Source organism: Halorarum halophilum, assembly GCF_013401515.1.
GTDB lineage: Archaea > Halobacteriota > Halobacteria > Halobacteriales > Haloferacaceae > Halorarum > Halorarum halophilum.
Genome location: NZ_CP058529.1, coordinates 3,529,870 through 3,545,246 on the forward strand (window position 1 = coordinate 3,529,870; position 15,377 = coordinate 3,545,246).

Here is a 15,377-nt window from a genome sequence, read left to right on the forward strand (position 1 = left end):
CCTCGTGTTTCCCACAGCGGTGTCCTTTTTCACCTAGGGGGTCGGACGTTCGAGCATGCTTCACGCCGAAGGGCCACTCCTGACCGTCGACCTCGACGCGCGGGAGGCGACGACCGATGACGTCGACGACACGCTCGCCCGATTCATCGGCGGTCGGGGCGTCAACACGGCGCTCGCGTACGACCGCATCCCGTTCGACGCCGACCCGTTCGGACCGGAGAACCGCGTCTACCTCTCGACCGGGCCGATGCAGGCCAGCCGCATGAGCTTCACCGGCCGGATGGCAGCCACTGCGCTCTCGCCGCTCACCGGCGGGTTGCTCTCGTCGAACGCCGGCGGCTTCCTCTCGCGGAACTTCACCGGAACCGGCAACGCGGTCGTCGAACTCGTCGGCGCCGCCGACGAACTGCTCGCGATCCACGTCCGGGACGACGGGGTCGAGTTCGAACCGGTCCCCGACCTCGCCGGAGCCGAGGTGCCCGAGGTGACCGAGTGGGCCGAGACGGAACACGACCTGGAGGCGGAGAACCTCGCCTGCATCGGCCCTGCGGGCGAGAACCGGGTCCGGTTCGCGTCGGTCATGACCTCCGAGACGCGCGCGTTCGGCCGCGGCGGCCTAGGCGCCGTCCTCGGGGCGAAGAACGTGAAGGTGCTCACCTTCGAGGGCGACGCGGCCCCCGAGATCGACGTCGACGCGACGGCGATGGACATCCACCGCGAGGCCGCGACGAGCGAGCACATCATGAAGCGCCAGGGGACCACCAGCGTCACCGACCTCGCGAACGAGGTGGAGGCGTTCCCGACGCGCTACTTCTCCGAGACGTCCTACGAGAAGGCCGAATCCATCAACGGCGACGCGGTCGAGGACAAGAAGTTCAAGAAGGGGACCTGCTCGCAGTGCGCGTTCGCCTGCAAGCTCCCGACGAGGGACGAGGCCGCCGGTGTCGAAACGGAGGGGCCGGAGTTCGAGACGGTGATGTCGTTCGGTGGCAACTGCGACGAGGACGACATCGTCGAGGTCATGCGCTCGAACGAGCAGTGCGATCGCTACGGGCTCGACACCATCTCGGCGGGCGACACCGTCGCCGCCTACCTGGCCAGCGAGGACGCCTTCGGCGACACGGAGTTGATCCACGAACTGGTCGACAAGATCGCCCACCGTGAGGGGATCGGCGACACGCTGGCGGAGGGCGTCGACCGCGTCCATGGCGAACTCGGCGTCGACAACTGGACGGTGAAGGGGATGGACTTCCCCGCCCACGACGGTCGTACCCTCAACGGCCAGGGGCTCTCGTTCGCGGTAGCGAACCGCGGCGCCGACCACATGTACGCCACCTTCTACGCGTACGAGTACCCGCTCGTGGCCAAGGAGGAAGCGTTCGACCCCGAGGGCCTGCCGCCCGAGAAGGTCGAACGCCTGGTTGAGGTCGAGAACACCCGCGCGCTGGAGGACTGCGGGATCATCTGCCGGTTCTCGCGCGGCATGATGACGCCCGAGCGCTTCGAGGCGCTGTTCGAGGCGGACTACGACGACCTGCTCGCGGTCGGCGACCGCGTCGTCACGCTCGAACGGCGGTTCAACAACGAGCGCGGTTTCGACCGCGCCGACGACACGCTGCCGTACTCGCTCGACGGGTTCCACGAGGCGCTCGACGAGTACTATAGCGTCCGCGGCTGGACGCCCGACGGCACCGTTCCCGCTGACGCCGCCGGGAGTGCGGCCGGCGGGGCGAGCGCGGACTGAACTGCGGGCGTTCTGGAGGGCCGGATCTCCCCAATTCCTCGGGAAACGGCAGTGTTACGACACGTTTCGACGGCAGTGGGGTAGTTTTATCCGACTATTTCACGTCGGTACGAGCATGGGTACTCGAATCAAGCGGACGCTGAACCGCGTCAAGTTCGCAGCCATCGGTGCGGCCGCCGGCGCCTCGCTGGGGGCACTCGTCAGCCGGAACGCCGCGAGTACCGCGGCCGGCGTCGGCGCGCTCGTGGGCGCGACGATCGGGGAGAAACGCTCGACGGTGGAGACGACGATCGATCAGATCAAGACGAAGAAGCAGTCGTAACCGTCACCGACCGGCCCGGGCGTTCTCGACCGAGCGCGCTCGGTCCGCGTAGCGGGAGAACCTGGATGGGAATCGATTTCCCGTCGTTCGAACTGATGGGGTCAGCCGGATCCGTCCCGATCAGCCCGATCCGTCGGAGTCGGCCGCGTTCGTCGGTGTTCCCCGCCCTGCCCGATCTCGACGCCACGGGAACGTACCAAGGTCCCACCATTCGTGACAGTTTACGGTTCGTAACCGGTGATGAATAGGCGAGTTCTTGGTGGTGGAGGGAGTACGCCGGGCACATGACGGGCGAGGGAACCGTGCTCCGCATCGATCCGCACGTCCACTCGGAGGACTCCTACGACGGGCACGAACCGGTCGAACTCGTCCTCGAGCACGCCAGCGACATCGGCCTCGACGGGGTCGTCATCACCGACCACGACTCGATCGACGAGTCGCTGCGTGCCGCCGAACTGGCGCCCGAGTACGGGCTGGTGGGCATCCCGGGGGTGGAGGTCTCGACCTCCGCCGGCCACCTGCTCGCCATCGGCGTCGAGGAGCGGCCGAAGAAGGGACGGCCGCTCGAGGAGACCATCGAAACCGTGCGGGACCGTGGCGGGGTCGCGGTCATCCCCCACCCGTTCCAGCGGAGCCGGCACGGGGTGCGGAAACGCTGGATCGACGACTGCGACGGCATCGAGGTGTACAACTCGATGGTGTTCACGGGCTACCGGAACCGCCGGGCCAACTCGTTCGCCGAGCGACTCGGCTACTCGAAACTCGGGGCCAGCGACGCCCACCACATCCGCAACGTCGGCCGGGCGTACACGGAACTCGAACTCCCCGACGTCGACGCCGGGACGCCGCCGGCCGAGATCGCGGTCGACGACGTGATCGACGCGTTGCGGTTCGGGAAGACCCGGGTACGGGGCAAGCGGACGCCGATCCACCGGAGCGCGCGCCAGTACACAAAGGGCGCCGTCCGGAAGAGCGCCTACCTGTTGACGTCGAGGGTCCCATACGTGCCGCCCTGGCCCGCCTCGATGCGGGACGCCTGACCCGTACCGCGCCACCGGGAGCACCTGCATTCGGGCGAGTAAAAAGACATTACTTGCCACCAGTCGACGGGTCAACCATGATCCTACGGAAGCCGCCATTGCGCGATGTCCACGCCGAACGCGGCGCGTCGTTCACCGAGTTCGGCGGCTGGGACATGCCGGTGGAGTTCGACTCCATCAGGGCGGAGCACGAGGCCGTGCGCGAGGCGGCCGGCGTCTTCGACGTCTCCCACATGGGCGAGATCGAGGTCGTCGGGCCGGACGCCACGGCGCTGATGCAACGGCTCACCACCAACGACGTCACCGCGCTCGCCCCGGGCGACGCGCAGTACTCGGCCATCTGCCGCGAGGACGGCGTCATGCTGGACGACACGGTCGTCTACCGGTTGCCCGACGAGGACGGGGAGGACGCGTACCTGCTCATCCCGAACGCTGGGCACGACGAGGAGACGTACGACCGCTGGGTCGCCCACCGCGACGACGCCGACCTCGACGCCGAGGTCCGCAACGCCACCGAGGACTGGGCGATGTTCGCCGTGCAGGGACCCGACGCGCCGGACCTGGTCGCGGACGAGGCCGACGCGGACGTGCTCGACCTCTCGAAGTTCACGGCGACGTTCACCGATGTCGCCGGGGTCGAGTGCTGGGTGGCCCGCACGGGCTACACCGGCGAAGACGGCTTCGAACTGCTGTGCCCGTGGGACGACGCCGAGACGGTCTGGTCGGCGTTCGCCGACGCCTGCCAGCCGTGCGGGCTCGGCGCGCGCGATACGCTCCGCATCGAGTACGGGTTCCTGCTCTCGGGGCAGGACTTCCACCCGGACGACGAGCCGCACACGCCGTACGAGGCCGGCATCGGCTTCGTCGTGGACCTCGACACGGAGTTCGTCGGCCGGGACGCGCTCGCCGAGCAGACGGACGCCGGCGTCGAGGAGTCGTTCGTCGGCATCGAACTCCGGGAGCGCGGCGTCGCCCGTCACGGCTACGACGTGACCGACGAGGACGGCGCCGTCGTCGGCCGAGTGACCAGCGGCACGATGAGCCCGACCCTCGGCAAGCCCGTCGCGCTCGGCTACCTCCGGACCGACCTCACCGAGCCCGGCACGGCCGTCGACGTCGTCGTCCGGGGCGAGCCGAAGCGCGCGGAAGTAGTGGCCACGCCGTTCGAGTGACGCCGCTCCCTCGGTGACGTCGCGCCCGCGGTGACGCGGGAAAGCAAACTCGTCATGTACCCGTGCCGAGCACGCCGACCATGGAGTACGACCACGCCGACCCCGAGCATGCGGGACGGCTCCACCACGTCGAACTGTACGCGTCGGACCTCGACGCGTCGGTCGACTTCTGGGGGTGGCTGCTCGGCGAACTCGGCTACGAACCCAAGAACGAGTGGGACGCCGGCCGCTCGTGGGTCAACGGACCGACGTACGTCGTGCTCGCGCGGGCCGACGAGTCGGATCTCCCCTTCGACCGGCGGGCCGCCGGGCTGAACCACCTCGCGTTCCACGCCGCCTCGCGCGAGCAGGTCGACGAACTCACCGCGGGCGTCCGCGAGCGCGACGACGCGTCGGTGCTGTACGAGGATCGCCACCCGTTCGCCGGCGGCTACTACGCCCTCTACTGTGAGGACCCGGAGGGCCTCAAGGTCGAAGTGGTCGGACCAGAGTGACGGGACGCGTCCCGGGCTGACCGTCCGGACAACTCGGGCACCTCCTCCGCGTGCCGTCTGACTCGCCGAAAGGGTGGGGCTTTTTGCTCCACTCTCGGTAACCTTCGGCAACACCTCACCATGAGCTTCGACGTACCCGACGGAAACCGCTACCGCGAGTCGCACGAGTGGATCTCGACCGAGGCGCCCCACCGCGTCGGCATCACCGACTTCGCCCAGGACGAACTCGGCGACGTCGTGTTCGTCGAACTGCCAGACGTCGGCGACACGGTCGAGGCCGGCGAAGAGTTCGGCGTCGTCGAGTCCATCAAGGCCGTCTCGGACCTGTACGCTCCCGTCAGTGGCGAGGTGACGGCCGTCAACGAGGACCTGTTCGACCGGCCGGAACTGGTGAACGAGGAGCCGTTCGGCGACGGCTGGATGCTGGAGGTCGAACCCTCGGACGAGGACGACCTCGACGCGCTCCTCCCTCCGGAGGACTACCGGGACCAAATCGAGTAACCGCGGACGGACGATTCCATCCGGGGGTCGCCCGCGGATTCTCACGGGGCGTCACCAGCCCCGTGGCGCGACTGAACTAGTCAGTGTGACCGTCGTCGCGACTCGCCTCCACCGAATCGGGACGGATCGGATCGATCCCCCGCGACGGGCCGTTTCGTTCGTCGACGAGCGGTAGGGCGCGGAGCTGTTCGGCGTTGAGATCGGAGATGAGCGTGCTGCGCGCGGAGTGTGCTCGCCCCTCGTCGTACGACTCCTCGACGTCCGCCCTGGTCGCGGTGGTCCGACACCGCACCGTCGTGCCGGTCAAATCGATCTCCAGCAGGAGGTACGACTGGGGGAACGAGGCGAGCGACGGCGAGATCAGGCCCCGGACGCCGCGCGGGCGTGTGAGCGACAGCAGGTGGACGTGCCCCGAGAGGTGGAGGGGAACGTCGTGGGCGGCGAGGACGTCCACCAGGGCGTCGGCGTTCCCGACCGGCGGGTGGGGCGCCCACCCGTCGCTTCCGATGTGCTCCACGAGCCCCGGCAGGTTGTGGTGGGACACGACGATCGGGTCGGTCGTCCCCGGTAACGTCGCCTCCAGCCAGTCGAGCTGGTCCTCGGAGACGACGTCCAGTTCCGGATCGTCCCCCTCCGTCTCCGCCGGACTCATCGCGCTGTTCAGGCCGATGACGTCGAGCCCGTCGAGGCGGAGGTGGACGGGGAAGCCGTCGTCGGTGAAACGCTCCGCGAACGCCGAGACGGGGAACTCCTTCACGTCGTGGTTACCGGGGACCGCGAGAACCGGGATGTCGACGTCATCGAGCGCCGCCTCGATCCAGTCGAGGTTCTCCTCCTCGCCGTCCTTCGTGAGATCGCCCGAGAGGAGGAGGGCGTCGACCCCCAGCGCCTCGACCTCCGCCAGCGTGGCGCGGAAGCGGTCGCGGGTCCGGTGGAGCATCTTCCACGTCCCGTGCTCGTCGCCGGCGACGTGTGGATCGGAGACGACGGCGAGACGCAGGGGGACCGCGCTCCGCGGTCGATCGAAGCGCGCGGCGTGCTGTTCGTCGGTCGTGAGGGCGTCGTAGGCGACGTCGTGGGGCGTTTCGTCCTCGGCGAACGAGTGTCGGTCGGCGAGTTCCCGGGCGTTCATTCCTACCGTCCTCTTGCCACCGGTGAGTATATAAGAGCAACGGCAAAAATATTGTTATACTCTATAATCTATATATTTCCTGGGCGTCGGGGGCAGACTGACTAGTCGGTCGCCCGGACCCTTCACGGAAACCGTCTGCTCTCCGGCACGGCGAACCGGGAGCGAACGACTCTTGACCGCCCGCTCGTTGGCACACTCATGGACAGGCGTGCACGCGATTCGGGTCTCGGGTGGCACGAACGTGACGATGGAGGGTTCCCCAAGCGATGAGCGGACGGTCCGAGGGCACACCCTTCGCCCCGCACACGGCGGAGACGACCGCGGAGATGCTCGCGGCGGTCGGCGTCGACGAGGAGGCCGAACTGTTCGACATCCCCGACGCGGTCGCCTTCGACGGCGAGTTCGGCATCCCGGCCAGGAGCGAACGCGAGGTCATCGGTGACCTCCGGGACACGTTCGCGCGCAACGACGACCTCACCGAGTTCCTCGGTCGGGGTCACTACGGCCACTACGTCCCCGCGCTGGTAGACGACCTCTCGTCGCGTTCCGAGTTCCTCACGAGCTACACGCAGTACCAGCCGGAGATCACCCAGGGGTTCCTCCAGGCGCTGTTCGAGTACCAGTCGATGCTCGTCGAACTGACGGGCCTGCCGGTCGCCAACTGTTCGATGTACGACGCGGCGACGGCGCTCGCGGAGGCCGCGCTGCTCGCCGACCGCGTCCGCTCGACCAGCGGCGAGACGGTGCTCGTCCCCGAGGACCTCCGGGACGGCAAGCGCTCCACGCTCGACAACTACGTCGACGGCTCGTCGCTCTCGGTCGCGACGTACCCCTACGACGACGGGGTCGTCGACCTCGACGCGCTCCGCGACCGCGTCGACGACGACGTCTGCTACGTCTACGCCGAGAACCCCACCGTCACGGGCGCCATCGAGGAAAACCTCGCGACTGTCGGCGACGTCGCGGCCGACAACGACGCGCTGTTCTGCGTCGGTAGCGACGTCGTCGCGCTCGGCCTCCTGCGGGAACCGGCGTCGGCCGGCGCGGACGTCGTCGTCGGCGAGGCGGGCGCGCTCGGCCTCCCGACGGCCTACGGCATGGGGCTCGGGCTGTTCGCCTGCCGCGAGGAGTACCTCCGGCAGGTGCCGGGTCGGCTCGTCGGCGCGGGCGAGGACGCCGCCGGGATGCGGGCGTACACCCTGACGCTCCAGACGCGCGAACAGCACATCCGAAAGGAGCGAGCCACGTCCAACATCTGCACGAACCAGGCGTGGGTGGCGCTCCGGACCGCGATGCACGTCGCGATGCTCGGCGCGTCGGGGCTCGCCGACCTCGCGGAGGACTGCGTGCGGAACGCCCGCGACCTCGCTGCCGACCTCGACGACCTCGACGGCGTGACCGCGCCGCTGCACGACCGCCACCACTTCCGGGAGTTCGCCGTCGGCGTGGACGACGCGCCCGCCGTCGCGGCTGGCCTCCGCGAGCGCGGCTACGCGGTCCACGTGCTCGACGACGGGACGCTCCAGGTGTGCGTCACCGACCTGAACGCCGGGGAGAGGGACGGGCTGGTCGCGGCGTTCGCGGAGGTGACGGACCGATGAACTACGTCGGACCACGTCTGACGAGCTCACGCTCGCCACGGAGGTGGCTCGCGTGAACTACGATCAGGCACGCTACGGCGACGACGAGCGCTACGAGCCGCTGCTCTCCGAGAAGGACGGGAAGGAGGTCGATCCGGGCGAGGGGTCTGTCCTCCCCGACGACCTGACGCGCGACTCGCTGGAACTGCCGGAGCTGTCGGAGCCGGAACTCGCCCGGCACTACACCCGGCTCTCGCAGATGAACTGGAGCGTCGAGGCCGGGCCGTACCCGCTCGGCTCGTGCACGATGAAGTACAACCCCTCGTTCACCGACGTCGTCGCGGCCGACCCGAACGCCGCCGTCCACCCCGACCGCGACCCAGCGACGGTGCAGGGGAACCTGGAACTCCTTCACGGCCTCCAGGGGTACCTCGCGGACATCGGCGGGATGGACGCGGTGACGCTCCAGCCGCCGGCGGGCGCTGCCGGCGAGTTCGCCGGCATCACCGTCGCGAAGGCGTACCACGAGGCGAACGGCGACGACCGGAGCGAGGTCATCGTCCCGGCCTCGGCCCACGGTACCAACTTCGCCACGGCCGCGATGGCCGGCTACGACGTGGTCGAGCTCCCCTCGGACGAGGACGGCCGCGTCGACGTGGAGGCGCTGGAGGCCGCAGTCTCGGAGGACACGGCAGCGCTGATGCTTACGAACCCGAACACGGTGGGCCTGTTCGAGCGCGACATCGAGGAGATCGCGACGGTCGTCCACGACGCTGGCGGCCTGCTCTACTACGACGGCGCGAACCTCAACGCGCTGCTCGGCCGCGCCCGTCCCGGCGACATGGGCTTCGACATCATGCACTACAACGTCCACAAGACGTTCGCCACGCCCCACGGCGGCGGCGGTCCGGGCGCCGGGCCGGTCGGCGTCACCGGGGAACTCGCCGAGTTCCTCCCCCGGCCGCAAGTGCGGGAAGCCCCCGACGGCGACGGCTACGAGCTTTTCGATCCGGAGCGCTCCGTCGGGAAGGTCCACGGCTTCCTCGGCAACTGGCTGGTGCTCGTCAGGGCGTACGCGTACATCCACCGCCTCGGCGACCAGGGCCTGCTCGACGCCTCCGCGAAGGCGGTCCTGAACGCGAACTACCTCGCGGAGCGGGTCGAGTTCGACGTGCCGTACGGCCCGTTCCACCACGAGTTCGCCGCGACCTCGGGCGACCGCGACGCGGCCGACGTGGCAAAGCGGATGCTCGATTACGGCGTCCACCCGCCGACGACGAAGTGGCCCGAGATGGTGCCCGAGGCGATGCTTACCGAGCCCACCGAGGCCGAGAGCAAGTCCTCGCTCGACGACCTCGCGGCGGCGTTCAATGCGGCGGCCGCCGACTCGGTCGAGGAGCTGGAGACGGCGCCCTCGAAGACCACGGCCCGCCGCATCGACCAGGCGGACGCCGCCCGGAACCCGCGGCTCTCCTGGCAGGCGCTGGGCGAGTCGCCGGACGACTCGTAGCGAGCGGGACATTCGAGCCCCGCGACCGCCGGGTCGCGGTCACTCCTCCCCCTCGAGCTTCCTCCGCTCGCGCAGCTCGTTCGAGAGCGACGTCGCCGTCTCCCGGTCGGCGTAGAGGTAGTACGCGCGGTCGTCGGTGGCGAGGCGGAGGCGGACCAGCGGGTCCGTCGCGACCACCTCGTTCGCGTACCGGGAGAGGCCGGAGGGCGGGGCGACGTCGCCGTCGGTCAGCCGACGCGCCAGGGCGGCCCCGCCCGATAGCACGATGGTCGCGCCGAGGACGACGAGGTCGACGGCGATGCGGGCCTCCCCGTGCTCGTCGCGGACGGGGACCGAATCGACGGCGCGAAGGTCCTCGTATCTGATCGCCGTCCGCCCCTCGTCGCCCGAGAGCGTCAGCCCCCTCGGCCCGAGCGTCGCGCGGGTCCACGGGGTGCCGAAGGGTCCCGGCGCGGCGAGTCGGTACGACTCGCCGTCCAGGTCCGTCGGCCCGTCGTCGCGGCCGGGTCGGGAGTCGGTCACGCTCGAAACCCGGTGCGCCATCGCCGTAGGCATTGCTCCCGGAGAGCCCGGACGCGACGCGTAGTCGGAACGCGGGTTGCCGACCGCGTCTAACGTCGATTTCGACTGCTTGACCGTGGTACGCCATAGCGCCCCATTTTAATGCCCTTCGAGCCCGAAAACGAATTAAAGAATATTATCATTATAGTTCATTAACTTTATGTCCCTCTTCCCGGTTTGCCAGGACGAGGTGCCACAGATGGGCGTACACCACCGATCCGCCGACGGACGCACCGCGCACCCGACCACACGCGAACCACGCGACCCACCGATACCACCCACACGAGAATGCAGTTGACCTTCGACCCGAACCCGGACACCGACCTGGACCGCATCGACGACCGAGAGCTGAGCCTATTCGACACGGCTCGAAGCGGCCGCCGACCCGCCGCTCCGACGCGCGGGGGTTCCCAATGAGCCGACGACCCCGCCGGCGCATCGACCCGACGCCCGCTTCCCGCGACGAGACCGACGCCCCGCTGGTCCCCGATCTCGGCCGCCGCGGGCACACGACCGAGCGCGGTCCGCGCCGCCCGGACCCGTTCGAACTCGAACTCATGGAGGACTCCGAATGAACCCCACAGAACTCGACACCGATCCGTACGTCCGCGACATCGACAACCGGAAGGGCCGCGAGCTGCGCGACCTCCTCGACGATCAGGAGTTCGTCTTCGCGCCCGGCCTGTACCACGCGCTCGACGCCCGCCTCGCCGAGATGGCGGGGCTCGACGCCGCCTACATGAGCGGCTACTCGACCGTGCTCGGCCAGTTTGGCTTCCCGGACCTCGAGATGGTGACGATGACCGAGATGGTCGAGAACGCCAAGCGCATCGTCGAGGCGACGTCGCTCCCCGTCATCGCCGACTGCGACACCGGCTACGGCGGGACCCACAACGTCCGCCGGGCCGTGCGCGAGTACGAGAAGGCCGGCGTCGCCGCCGTCCACATCGAGGACCAGACGACGCCCAAGCGCTGCGGCCACATCGCGGGCAAGAAGATCGTCCCCCGGGAGCAGGCCCGTTCCCGGTTCGAGGCCGCCGTCGACGCCCGGCAGTCCGAGGACACGGTCGTCATCGCCCGCACCGACGCCTACGGCTCGGCGAACGGCGACTGGGAGGAGCACCTCGAACGCGGCCGCATCTACTCGGACGCCGGCGTCGACCTGGTGTGGCCCGAGATGCCCGACCCGTCCCGCGATGACGCCGTCGAGTACGCCGAGACGATCCACGAGACGCACCCGGACCAGAAGCTCGCGTTCAACTACTCCTCGTCGTTCGCGTGGAGCGAGGAGGAGGATCCGCTGACGTTCCGGGAGCTGGGCGATCTGGGGTACAAGTACATCTTCATCACGCTGTTCGGGCTCCACTCGGGCGCCCACAGCGTGTACGAGGACTTCGCGAAGCTCGCGGAGGCGGACGAGGAGGCGCAGTTCGACCTCGAGGGGCGATACCTCGGCCACGAGACCGAGAGCCACCACGAGCTCTCCTTCGTCGACCGCTTCCAGGACATCGAGACGCGGTTCGACCCCGAGGCGCGCGAGCGCATCGAGTCCTCGGAGGGGTTCAGCGAGGACCGGTCGGACCCCATCTCCTCCGAGAGCGAGGAGGAGCCGGTTCCTTCGGAGACGGACGACTGAGCCGCGGTCGGAGACGGTGAGGCTCCCACCGGTAACGAGCGGGCGAGGGCGCCGGCCATCAGGTCGGCGTTCTCGCGCCGGATCACTCCGTTCCGAGAACTCCATTCCGTCACCGCTCCCTTCGAACGTTGACGATCCGGTTCTTCGTCCGACTCGAGCCTGAAATGCTCGATCGAGTCGGGGAACGGAGTACTGCACCGGTCAGCAATCTACCCAGTACCCGTTAAGAACCGCGTGCTGAATACAGAGAATGTATGCAGTAGACGGTCGTCGTTCGCTTCCGGCTATCAGCGACGAATCTGCTGCTAAGAAGAAACTGCGAACTTACTGTAGCGAGCTCAGGGATCATGCTATAGCCAACCGGATGTGACCGAGAGATGGAGTACGAATCTCGGTAGTCCCCATACCGCACGATAACTGGCGTCAGCTCCAGAGGAGACAGATCAGGGCAGTATGTTTACATCCCAGTCCTCCCATCCGGTTCCCTTCCTCGCCATCGGAACCTGCATCGTTCCACCGCACGAAGTTCGGCATTCGAAACTACTGGGTCGAGCGGGGAGGTGACTCAGAGATTCGGAGAGGGGTTCGGCACAGCCATCTGAGAGTCCTCTTAGGAAGTGTATAAGAAAACGCCGAAGGTACATGGGTCGGGCAATGGGAGAAGTGCTACGGGCAGTCGGTGTCGTCTGTGTTGTTTTACTCGCGGGGTGTGTTGGCTTCGGTGCCAACTCGGAGTCGACCCCCACGACGACCGGGGAATCGCCGACGACCACCGCACAGCCGACGACCGAACCAACGTCGGGACCGACGACGGAGACGACCACCACACAACCGACTACCGAAACCGCCACGCAGTCGACGACCGAGGCGTGGTCGACGCCACAGCCGCCGAACAAGCCATTCGAGAACAAACTGGAGGAGGGAGTCACGAACCACATCGAGTCCGTCGAGGTCAGGGACAGCGGCGAGTCCGTCGAGTTACGGATCGCCGCGAACACGTCGCTGCGGAACATCGATCCCCCGGAACACGGCACCGTGCGCGGCGAGCCGTTCTTCCTCGTATACGCCAACGGTTCACTCACCAACGAGTCGAGGTACGACCCCCGGTTCTACATCGCCACGGGATCGCCCGTCCAGCGCTCGTCGGAGCTCCGCTTCGAGCAGAACGGGACGTTCACGCTCACCGTCCCCCAGGCCGCGTTCGAGGCGGCCGATACGGAGGCGGGCGAGGTCGAACTCCTGGTCGTGTTGTTTGACAAGGATTCACAGTGGGACGACGTCTACGGTACCGCGACGGTGAACGCCACATACACGCCCGATGAGTGACCGAGCAGCATCCAGCGATCCGCTGGTCGTACTCTGATCGTCGGTTCGCTTGAAGCCCGTCTGTCCAGACCAGCGTCGTTGGAATCCCCTTCTCCAGGCACGAACAGGGGCGAAACAGCCTCAACAGACGTATTACCCCTTCTTGCAGTTCTCCTCGCACTGTTCGCTGTATACGCCGGACTTTCGGTCTACTACTGTCGGAATCCGTACGAAATCGAGCAGTAGTCCACCTGTACTTAGCGATACAATCGACCGTCACATCATCTCGTTCTCGTGCCCGATACGCGCTCCGTATGCAGCACGCTCTCGACGGTTTACTCGATTCCTGTCAAAAGGAGTGTGCTGACTACAGAGGATGCCTGTACCATGATTGGAGCCACCCCCCGAGCAGCTGAGTGAACGTCACCTCCCTTCGACAGGGGACTGACTCTCGTCAATGTACGCGAGGGCGGCATCGAAGGCGTCGTCGGCCGTATCGAAGGTACCCCTGTGTTTCCATTCTCCGTCGGAAGAGGTAGTATAGACGTCGAAATCGCCGCCCCGGTACTCGTGCGACTCGACGTACAGTTCCTCCTCGACAGTCCCCTCATCGAGGAGCAACCAGGCACCCAGTACCTTTCCGCCTTCCAAGTCGCGCCGTCTTCGCCAGTGCATGTGTGACCATTCTCGCCGGTCAACTAAACATCGAGCCAGAACAGATCCGGCTGACCTCCTCGAACTCGAAAGGACACAAATACTCGCTAGGTACAGGGTGACGGACTATCGGTAGAATCGAACGATGAGGGAGAACAGAAGAAGAACGACGGCGACGAGGAGCATGACGGCAAGTCCTTGACGTACTCGTGGCGATACCTCCTCACCGAACAGGAATCCTCTGTAGAGAACAGCGATGAGGAGAAGCAAAATGCCGAGTACCATCTCGTGCTCGGCGGGGAACGGGGGTCGAGCCGGAAACATCGCCATGCGGGAACGCCGTATCAAGGATTGTAGGTTTGTTGGCGGTCGATACGGAAGCAGGACTACCTACTACGTCGATCAGCTTCGTTCCGACACGAGGACCGAGTACCGAACCCGTCTTACCGACTGCTGACTTCGGACCCGACCACGGGCCCGACTCAGTCCTGTCCGGTCTCGACCTCGATTCCCTCGAACGTCGTCTCGACGGTCTCGGCCATGTAGGTGACCGACGTCTGGTACGCCTCGCCTTCGGTGCGCGCCTGCTGGATCTGGTTCACGTCGACCTCGTCGCTCGATTGCTTCTCGGGGTCATCGGGCATCACCCGGAGTTCGGTTCGGAGGGTGGAGGGTCCGATGGCCGCTCCGCCGCGACCGGCGGAACTACGTCGGGGGCGGGAGCCGATTGGGTATGAACGGCGGAGCCGACGACCCGGGGGCCGGTCCAGGCCCGAGGAGGGACGACCCGACGGCGGCCGACGGCGGCGACCGGACGAGGCGGGAGGAACCGACGGTCGACGACCTGCTCGACCAGCTCGAGACGCTCGAGGAGACCGTCGACGACTCCGAGGAGGTCGAGAAGGTCCGGGACGCCATGCGGACCGCGACGCAGCTCTCGCGGCCGACCGTGTTCGGCCGGGTCGTCCGGGGGTTCGACCGCGGCGACATCGCCGAGGCGCTCCTCGGGAGCGTCATCTTCGGCGTCCCGATGCTCGTCGAGGGCGGCACGCAGGAGGTCGGCGAGTTCCTCGCCGCCCATCCGGCGTACATGGCCGGGACGGCCGCGTTCACCGTTACGGTCGTCGTCGGCATCATCTACGTCGCGGACTTCCAGGACGTGCGCGTCAAGAACCCCATCCTGGGTGTCGTCCCGCGCCGACTCGTCGGGGTGCTCGGGGTGGCGGTAGTGGTGGCGGTCCTCGGACTGACCGCCTGGGGGCGGATCAGCTGGGCGGAGCCGACGATCGCGCTCGGCAACGTCGTCGCCGCGCTCGTGCCGATGGCGGTCGGGGCGGCGCTGGGCGACCTGCTGCCGGGGTGACGGACGGTCGCACCGGAGAGCCGGGAAGTGCCGCGAGAAACGTGGGCGTCTACGCGTCGATGCGGGAGGAGTCGATGTCCGCCTCGTCGTTGATGCGGATGAACCCGTAGTCGCACTCCGGGCAGCGCCACTTCGTCTTCTCACCGAGGTGGAGTTCCATGCTGGCGGTCCGCCAGAACGTCTGCTTCCCCTCACACCGCGGACACTCGTGTTCCAGCTCGAGACTCATGCTCTGCGTTCGGGCCGGCGGACCTTTCAACACACCGATTGTGGGCGGGAGCTAGGTTTCCCGAATCGTTCGGTTCCGATACGGACGACGCTCACCCTCCCGCTCGGCCTGTTCCCGACGAGCGTGGATGCGCT

At 67.5% G+C, this 15,377-nt stretch carries 18 protein-coding genes; 12 read left to right on the top strand and 6 right to left on the bottom strand.

The window, feature by feature from the left end:
• Positions 1–55 precede the first annotated feature (55 nt).
• The 6 genes from HUG10_RS17580 to gcvH all read left to right on the top strand — a co-directional run bounded on the left by HUG10_RS17580 (position 56) and on the right by gcvH (position 5,273).
• Complete coding sequence (locus HUG10_RS17580) at positions 56–1,744, top strand: aldehyde ferredoxin oxidoreductase family protein (protein ID WP_179170803.1); 1,689 nt, start codon at positions 56–58, stop codon at positions 1,742–1,744.
• A gap of 115 nt (positions 1,745–1,859) precedes the next feature.
• Positions 1,860–2,066: a YMGG-like glycine zipper-containing protein gene (locus tag HUG10_RS17585; protein WP_179170804.1), complete on the top strand. Its 207-nt coding sequence runs from the start codon at positions 1,860–1,862 to the stop codon at positions 2,064–2,066.
• A gap of 284 nt (positions 2,067–2,350) precedes the next feature.
• A complete protein-coding gene (locus tag HUG10_RS17590; RefSeq protein ID WP_179170805.1) occupies positions 2,351–3,106 on the top strand; it encodes a PHP-associated domain-containing protein in 756 nt (251 codons plus the stop codon).
• 77 nt (positions 3,107–3,183) lie between these two features.
• Complete coding sequence (gcvT, locus tag HUG10_RS17595) at positions 3,184–4,278, top strand: glycine cleavage system aminomethyltransferase GcvT (protein WP_179170806.1); 1,095 nt, start codon at positions 3,184–3,186, stop codon at positions 4,276–4,278.
• A gap of 80 nt (positions 4,279–4,358) precedes the next feature.
• Positions 4,359–4,772, top strand: a complete 414-nt coding sequence (locus tag HUG10_RS17600) for a VOC family protein (protein ID WP_179170807.1) — start codon at positions 4,359–4,361, stop codon at positions 4,770–4,772.
• Between the two features lie 120 nt (positions 4,773–4,892).
• Positions 4,893–5,273 (top strand): glycine cleavage system protein GcvH, encoded by a 381-nt coding sequence (gene gcvH, locus HUG10_RS17605; protein WP_179170808.1) that lies wholly within the window; start codon positions 4,893–4,895, stop codon positions 5,271–5,273.
• 76 nt (positions 5,274–5,349) lie between these two features.
• Here gcvH and HUG10_RS17610 read toward each other — a convergent pair whose 3' ends face one another.
• Positions 5,350–6,405, bottom strand: a complete 1,056-nt coding sequence (locus HUG10_RS17610) for a metallophosphoesterase family protein (RefSeq protein ID WP_179170809.1) — start codon at positions 6,403–6,405, stop codon at positions 5,350–5,352.
• Positions 6,406–6,671: 266 nt separating this feature from the next.
• Here HUG10_RS17610 and gcvPA point away from each other — a divergent pair, with 266 nt between their 5' ends.
• Together gcvPA and gcvPB are read left to right on the top strand one after the other, a co-directional pair.
• Positions 6,672–8,006 (top strand): aminomethyl-transferring glycine dehydrogenase subunit GcvPA, encoded by a 1,335-nt coding sequence (gene gcvPA / locus HUG10_RS17615; protein WP_179170810.1) that lies wholly within the window; start codon positions 6,672–6,674, stop codon positions 8,004–8,006.
• A gap of 52 nt (positions 8,007–8,058) precedes the next feature.
• Positions 8,059–9,495, top strand: coding sequence for an aminomethyl-transferring glycine dehydrogenase subunit GcvPB (gene gcvPB / locus HUG10_RS17620; RefSeq protein ID WP_179170811.1), 1,437 nt, complete (start codon positions 8,059–8,061; stop codon positions 9,493–9,495).
• Between the two features lie 39 nt (positions 9,496–9,534).
• On the opposite strand, the gene HUG10_RS17625 is transcribed toward gcvPB, so the two are convergent.
• A complete protein-coding gene (locus tag HUG10_RS17625) occupies positions 9,535–10,017 on the bottom strand; it encodes a hypothetical protein (RefSeq protein WP_179170812.1) in 483 nt (160 codons plus the stop codon).
• A 452-nt stretch (positions 10,018–10,469) separates the two neighbouring features.
• Here HUG10_RS17625 and HUG10_RS17630 point away from each other — a divergent pair, with 452 nt between their 5' ends.
• The 3 genes from HUG10_RS17630 (at position 10,470) to HUG10_RS17640 (ending at position 13,018) form a co-directional block, all read left to right on the top strand.
• The gene (locus tag HUG10_RS17630; protein WP_179170813.1) at positions 10,470–10,631 is read left to right on the top strand and encodes a hypothetical protein; all 162 of its coding nucleotides are present in this window, start codon (positions 10,470–10,472) and stop codon (positions 10,629–10,631) included.
• Positions 10,628–11,692, top strand: coding sequence for an isocitrate lyase (gene aceA / locus HUG10_RS17635; protein ID WP_179170814.1), 1,065 nt, complete (start codon positions 10,628–10,630; stop codon positions 11,690–11,692). The genes HUG10_RS17630 and aceA overlap by 4 nt, the downstream gene beginning before the upstream one ends.
• 654 nt (positions 11,693–12,346) lie before the next feature.
• Positions 12,347–13,018: a hypothetical protein gene (locus HUG10_RS17640; protein ID WP_179170815.1), complete on the top strand. Its 672-nt coding sequence runs from the start codon at positions 12,347–12,349 to the stop codon at positions 13,016–13,018.
• A 402-nt stretch (positions 13,019–13,420) separates the two neighbouring features.
• On the opposite strand, the gene HUG10_RS17645 is transcribed toward HUG10_RS17640, so the two are convergent.
• The 3 genes from HUG10_RS17645 to HUG10_RS17655 all read right to left on the bottom strand — a co-directional run bounded on the left by HUG10_RS17645 (position 13,421) and on the right by HUG10_RS17655 (position 14,295).
• The gene (locus HUG10_RS17645; protein WP_246310184.1) at positions 13,421–13,648 is read right to left on the bottom strand and encodes a hypothetical protein; all 228 of its coding nucleotides are present in this window, start codon (positions 13,646–13,648) and stop codon (positions 13,421–13,423) included.
• Positions 13,649–13,777: 129 nt separating this feature from the next.
• Positions 13,778–13,981 carry a hypothetical protein gene (locus HUG10_RS17650; RefSeq protein WP_179170817.1) on the bottom strand — a complete coding sequence of 68 codons (204 nt, stop codon included), beginning with the start codon at positions 13,979–13,981 and terminating at the stop codon, positions 13,778–13,780.
• A gap of 152 nt (positions 13,982–14,133) precedes the next feature.
• On the bottom strand, positions 14,134–14,295 hold the full coding sequence (locus HUG10_RS17655; RefSeq protein WP_179170818.1) for a hypothetical protein: 162 nt from the start codon (positions 14,293–14,295) through the stop codon (positions 14,134–14,136).
• Between the two features lie 89 nt (positions 14,296–14,384).
• On the opposite strand from HUG10_RS17655, the gene HUG10_RS17660 reads away from it, so the two are divergent.
• Positions 14,385–15,014 carry a DUF2391 family protein gene (locus HUG10_RS17660; RefSeq protein WP_179170819.1) on the top strand — a complete coding sequence of 210 codons (630 nt, stop codon included), beginning with the start codon at positions 14,385–14,387 and terminating at the stop codon, positions 15,012–15,014.
• A 49-nt stretch (positions 15,015–15,063) separates the two neighbouring features.
• Here HUG10_RS17660 and HUG10_RS17665 read toward each other — a convergent pair whose 3' ends face one another.
• Positions 15,064–15,243 (bottom strand): DUF7838 family putative zinc beta-ribbon protein, encoded by a 180-nt coding sequence (locus tag HUG10_RS17665; RefSeq protein ID WP_179170820.1) that lies wholly within the window; start codon positions 15,241–15,243, stop codon positions 15,064–15,066.
• Positions 15,244–15,377 lie beyond the last annotated feature (134 nt).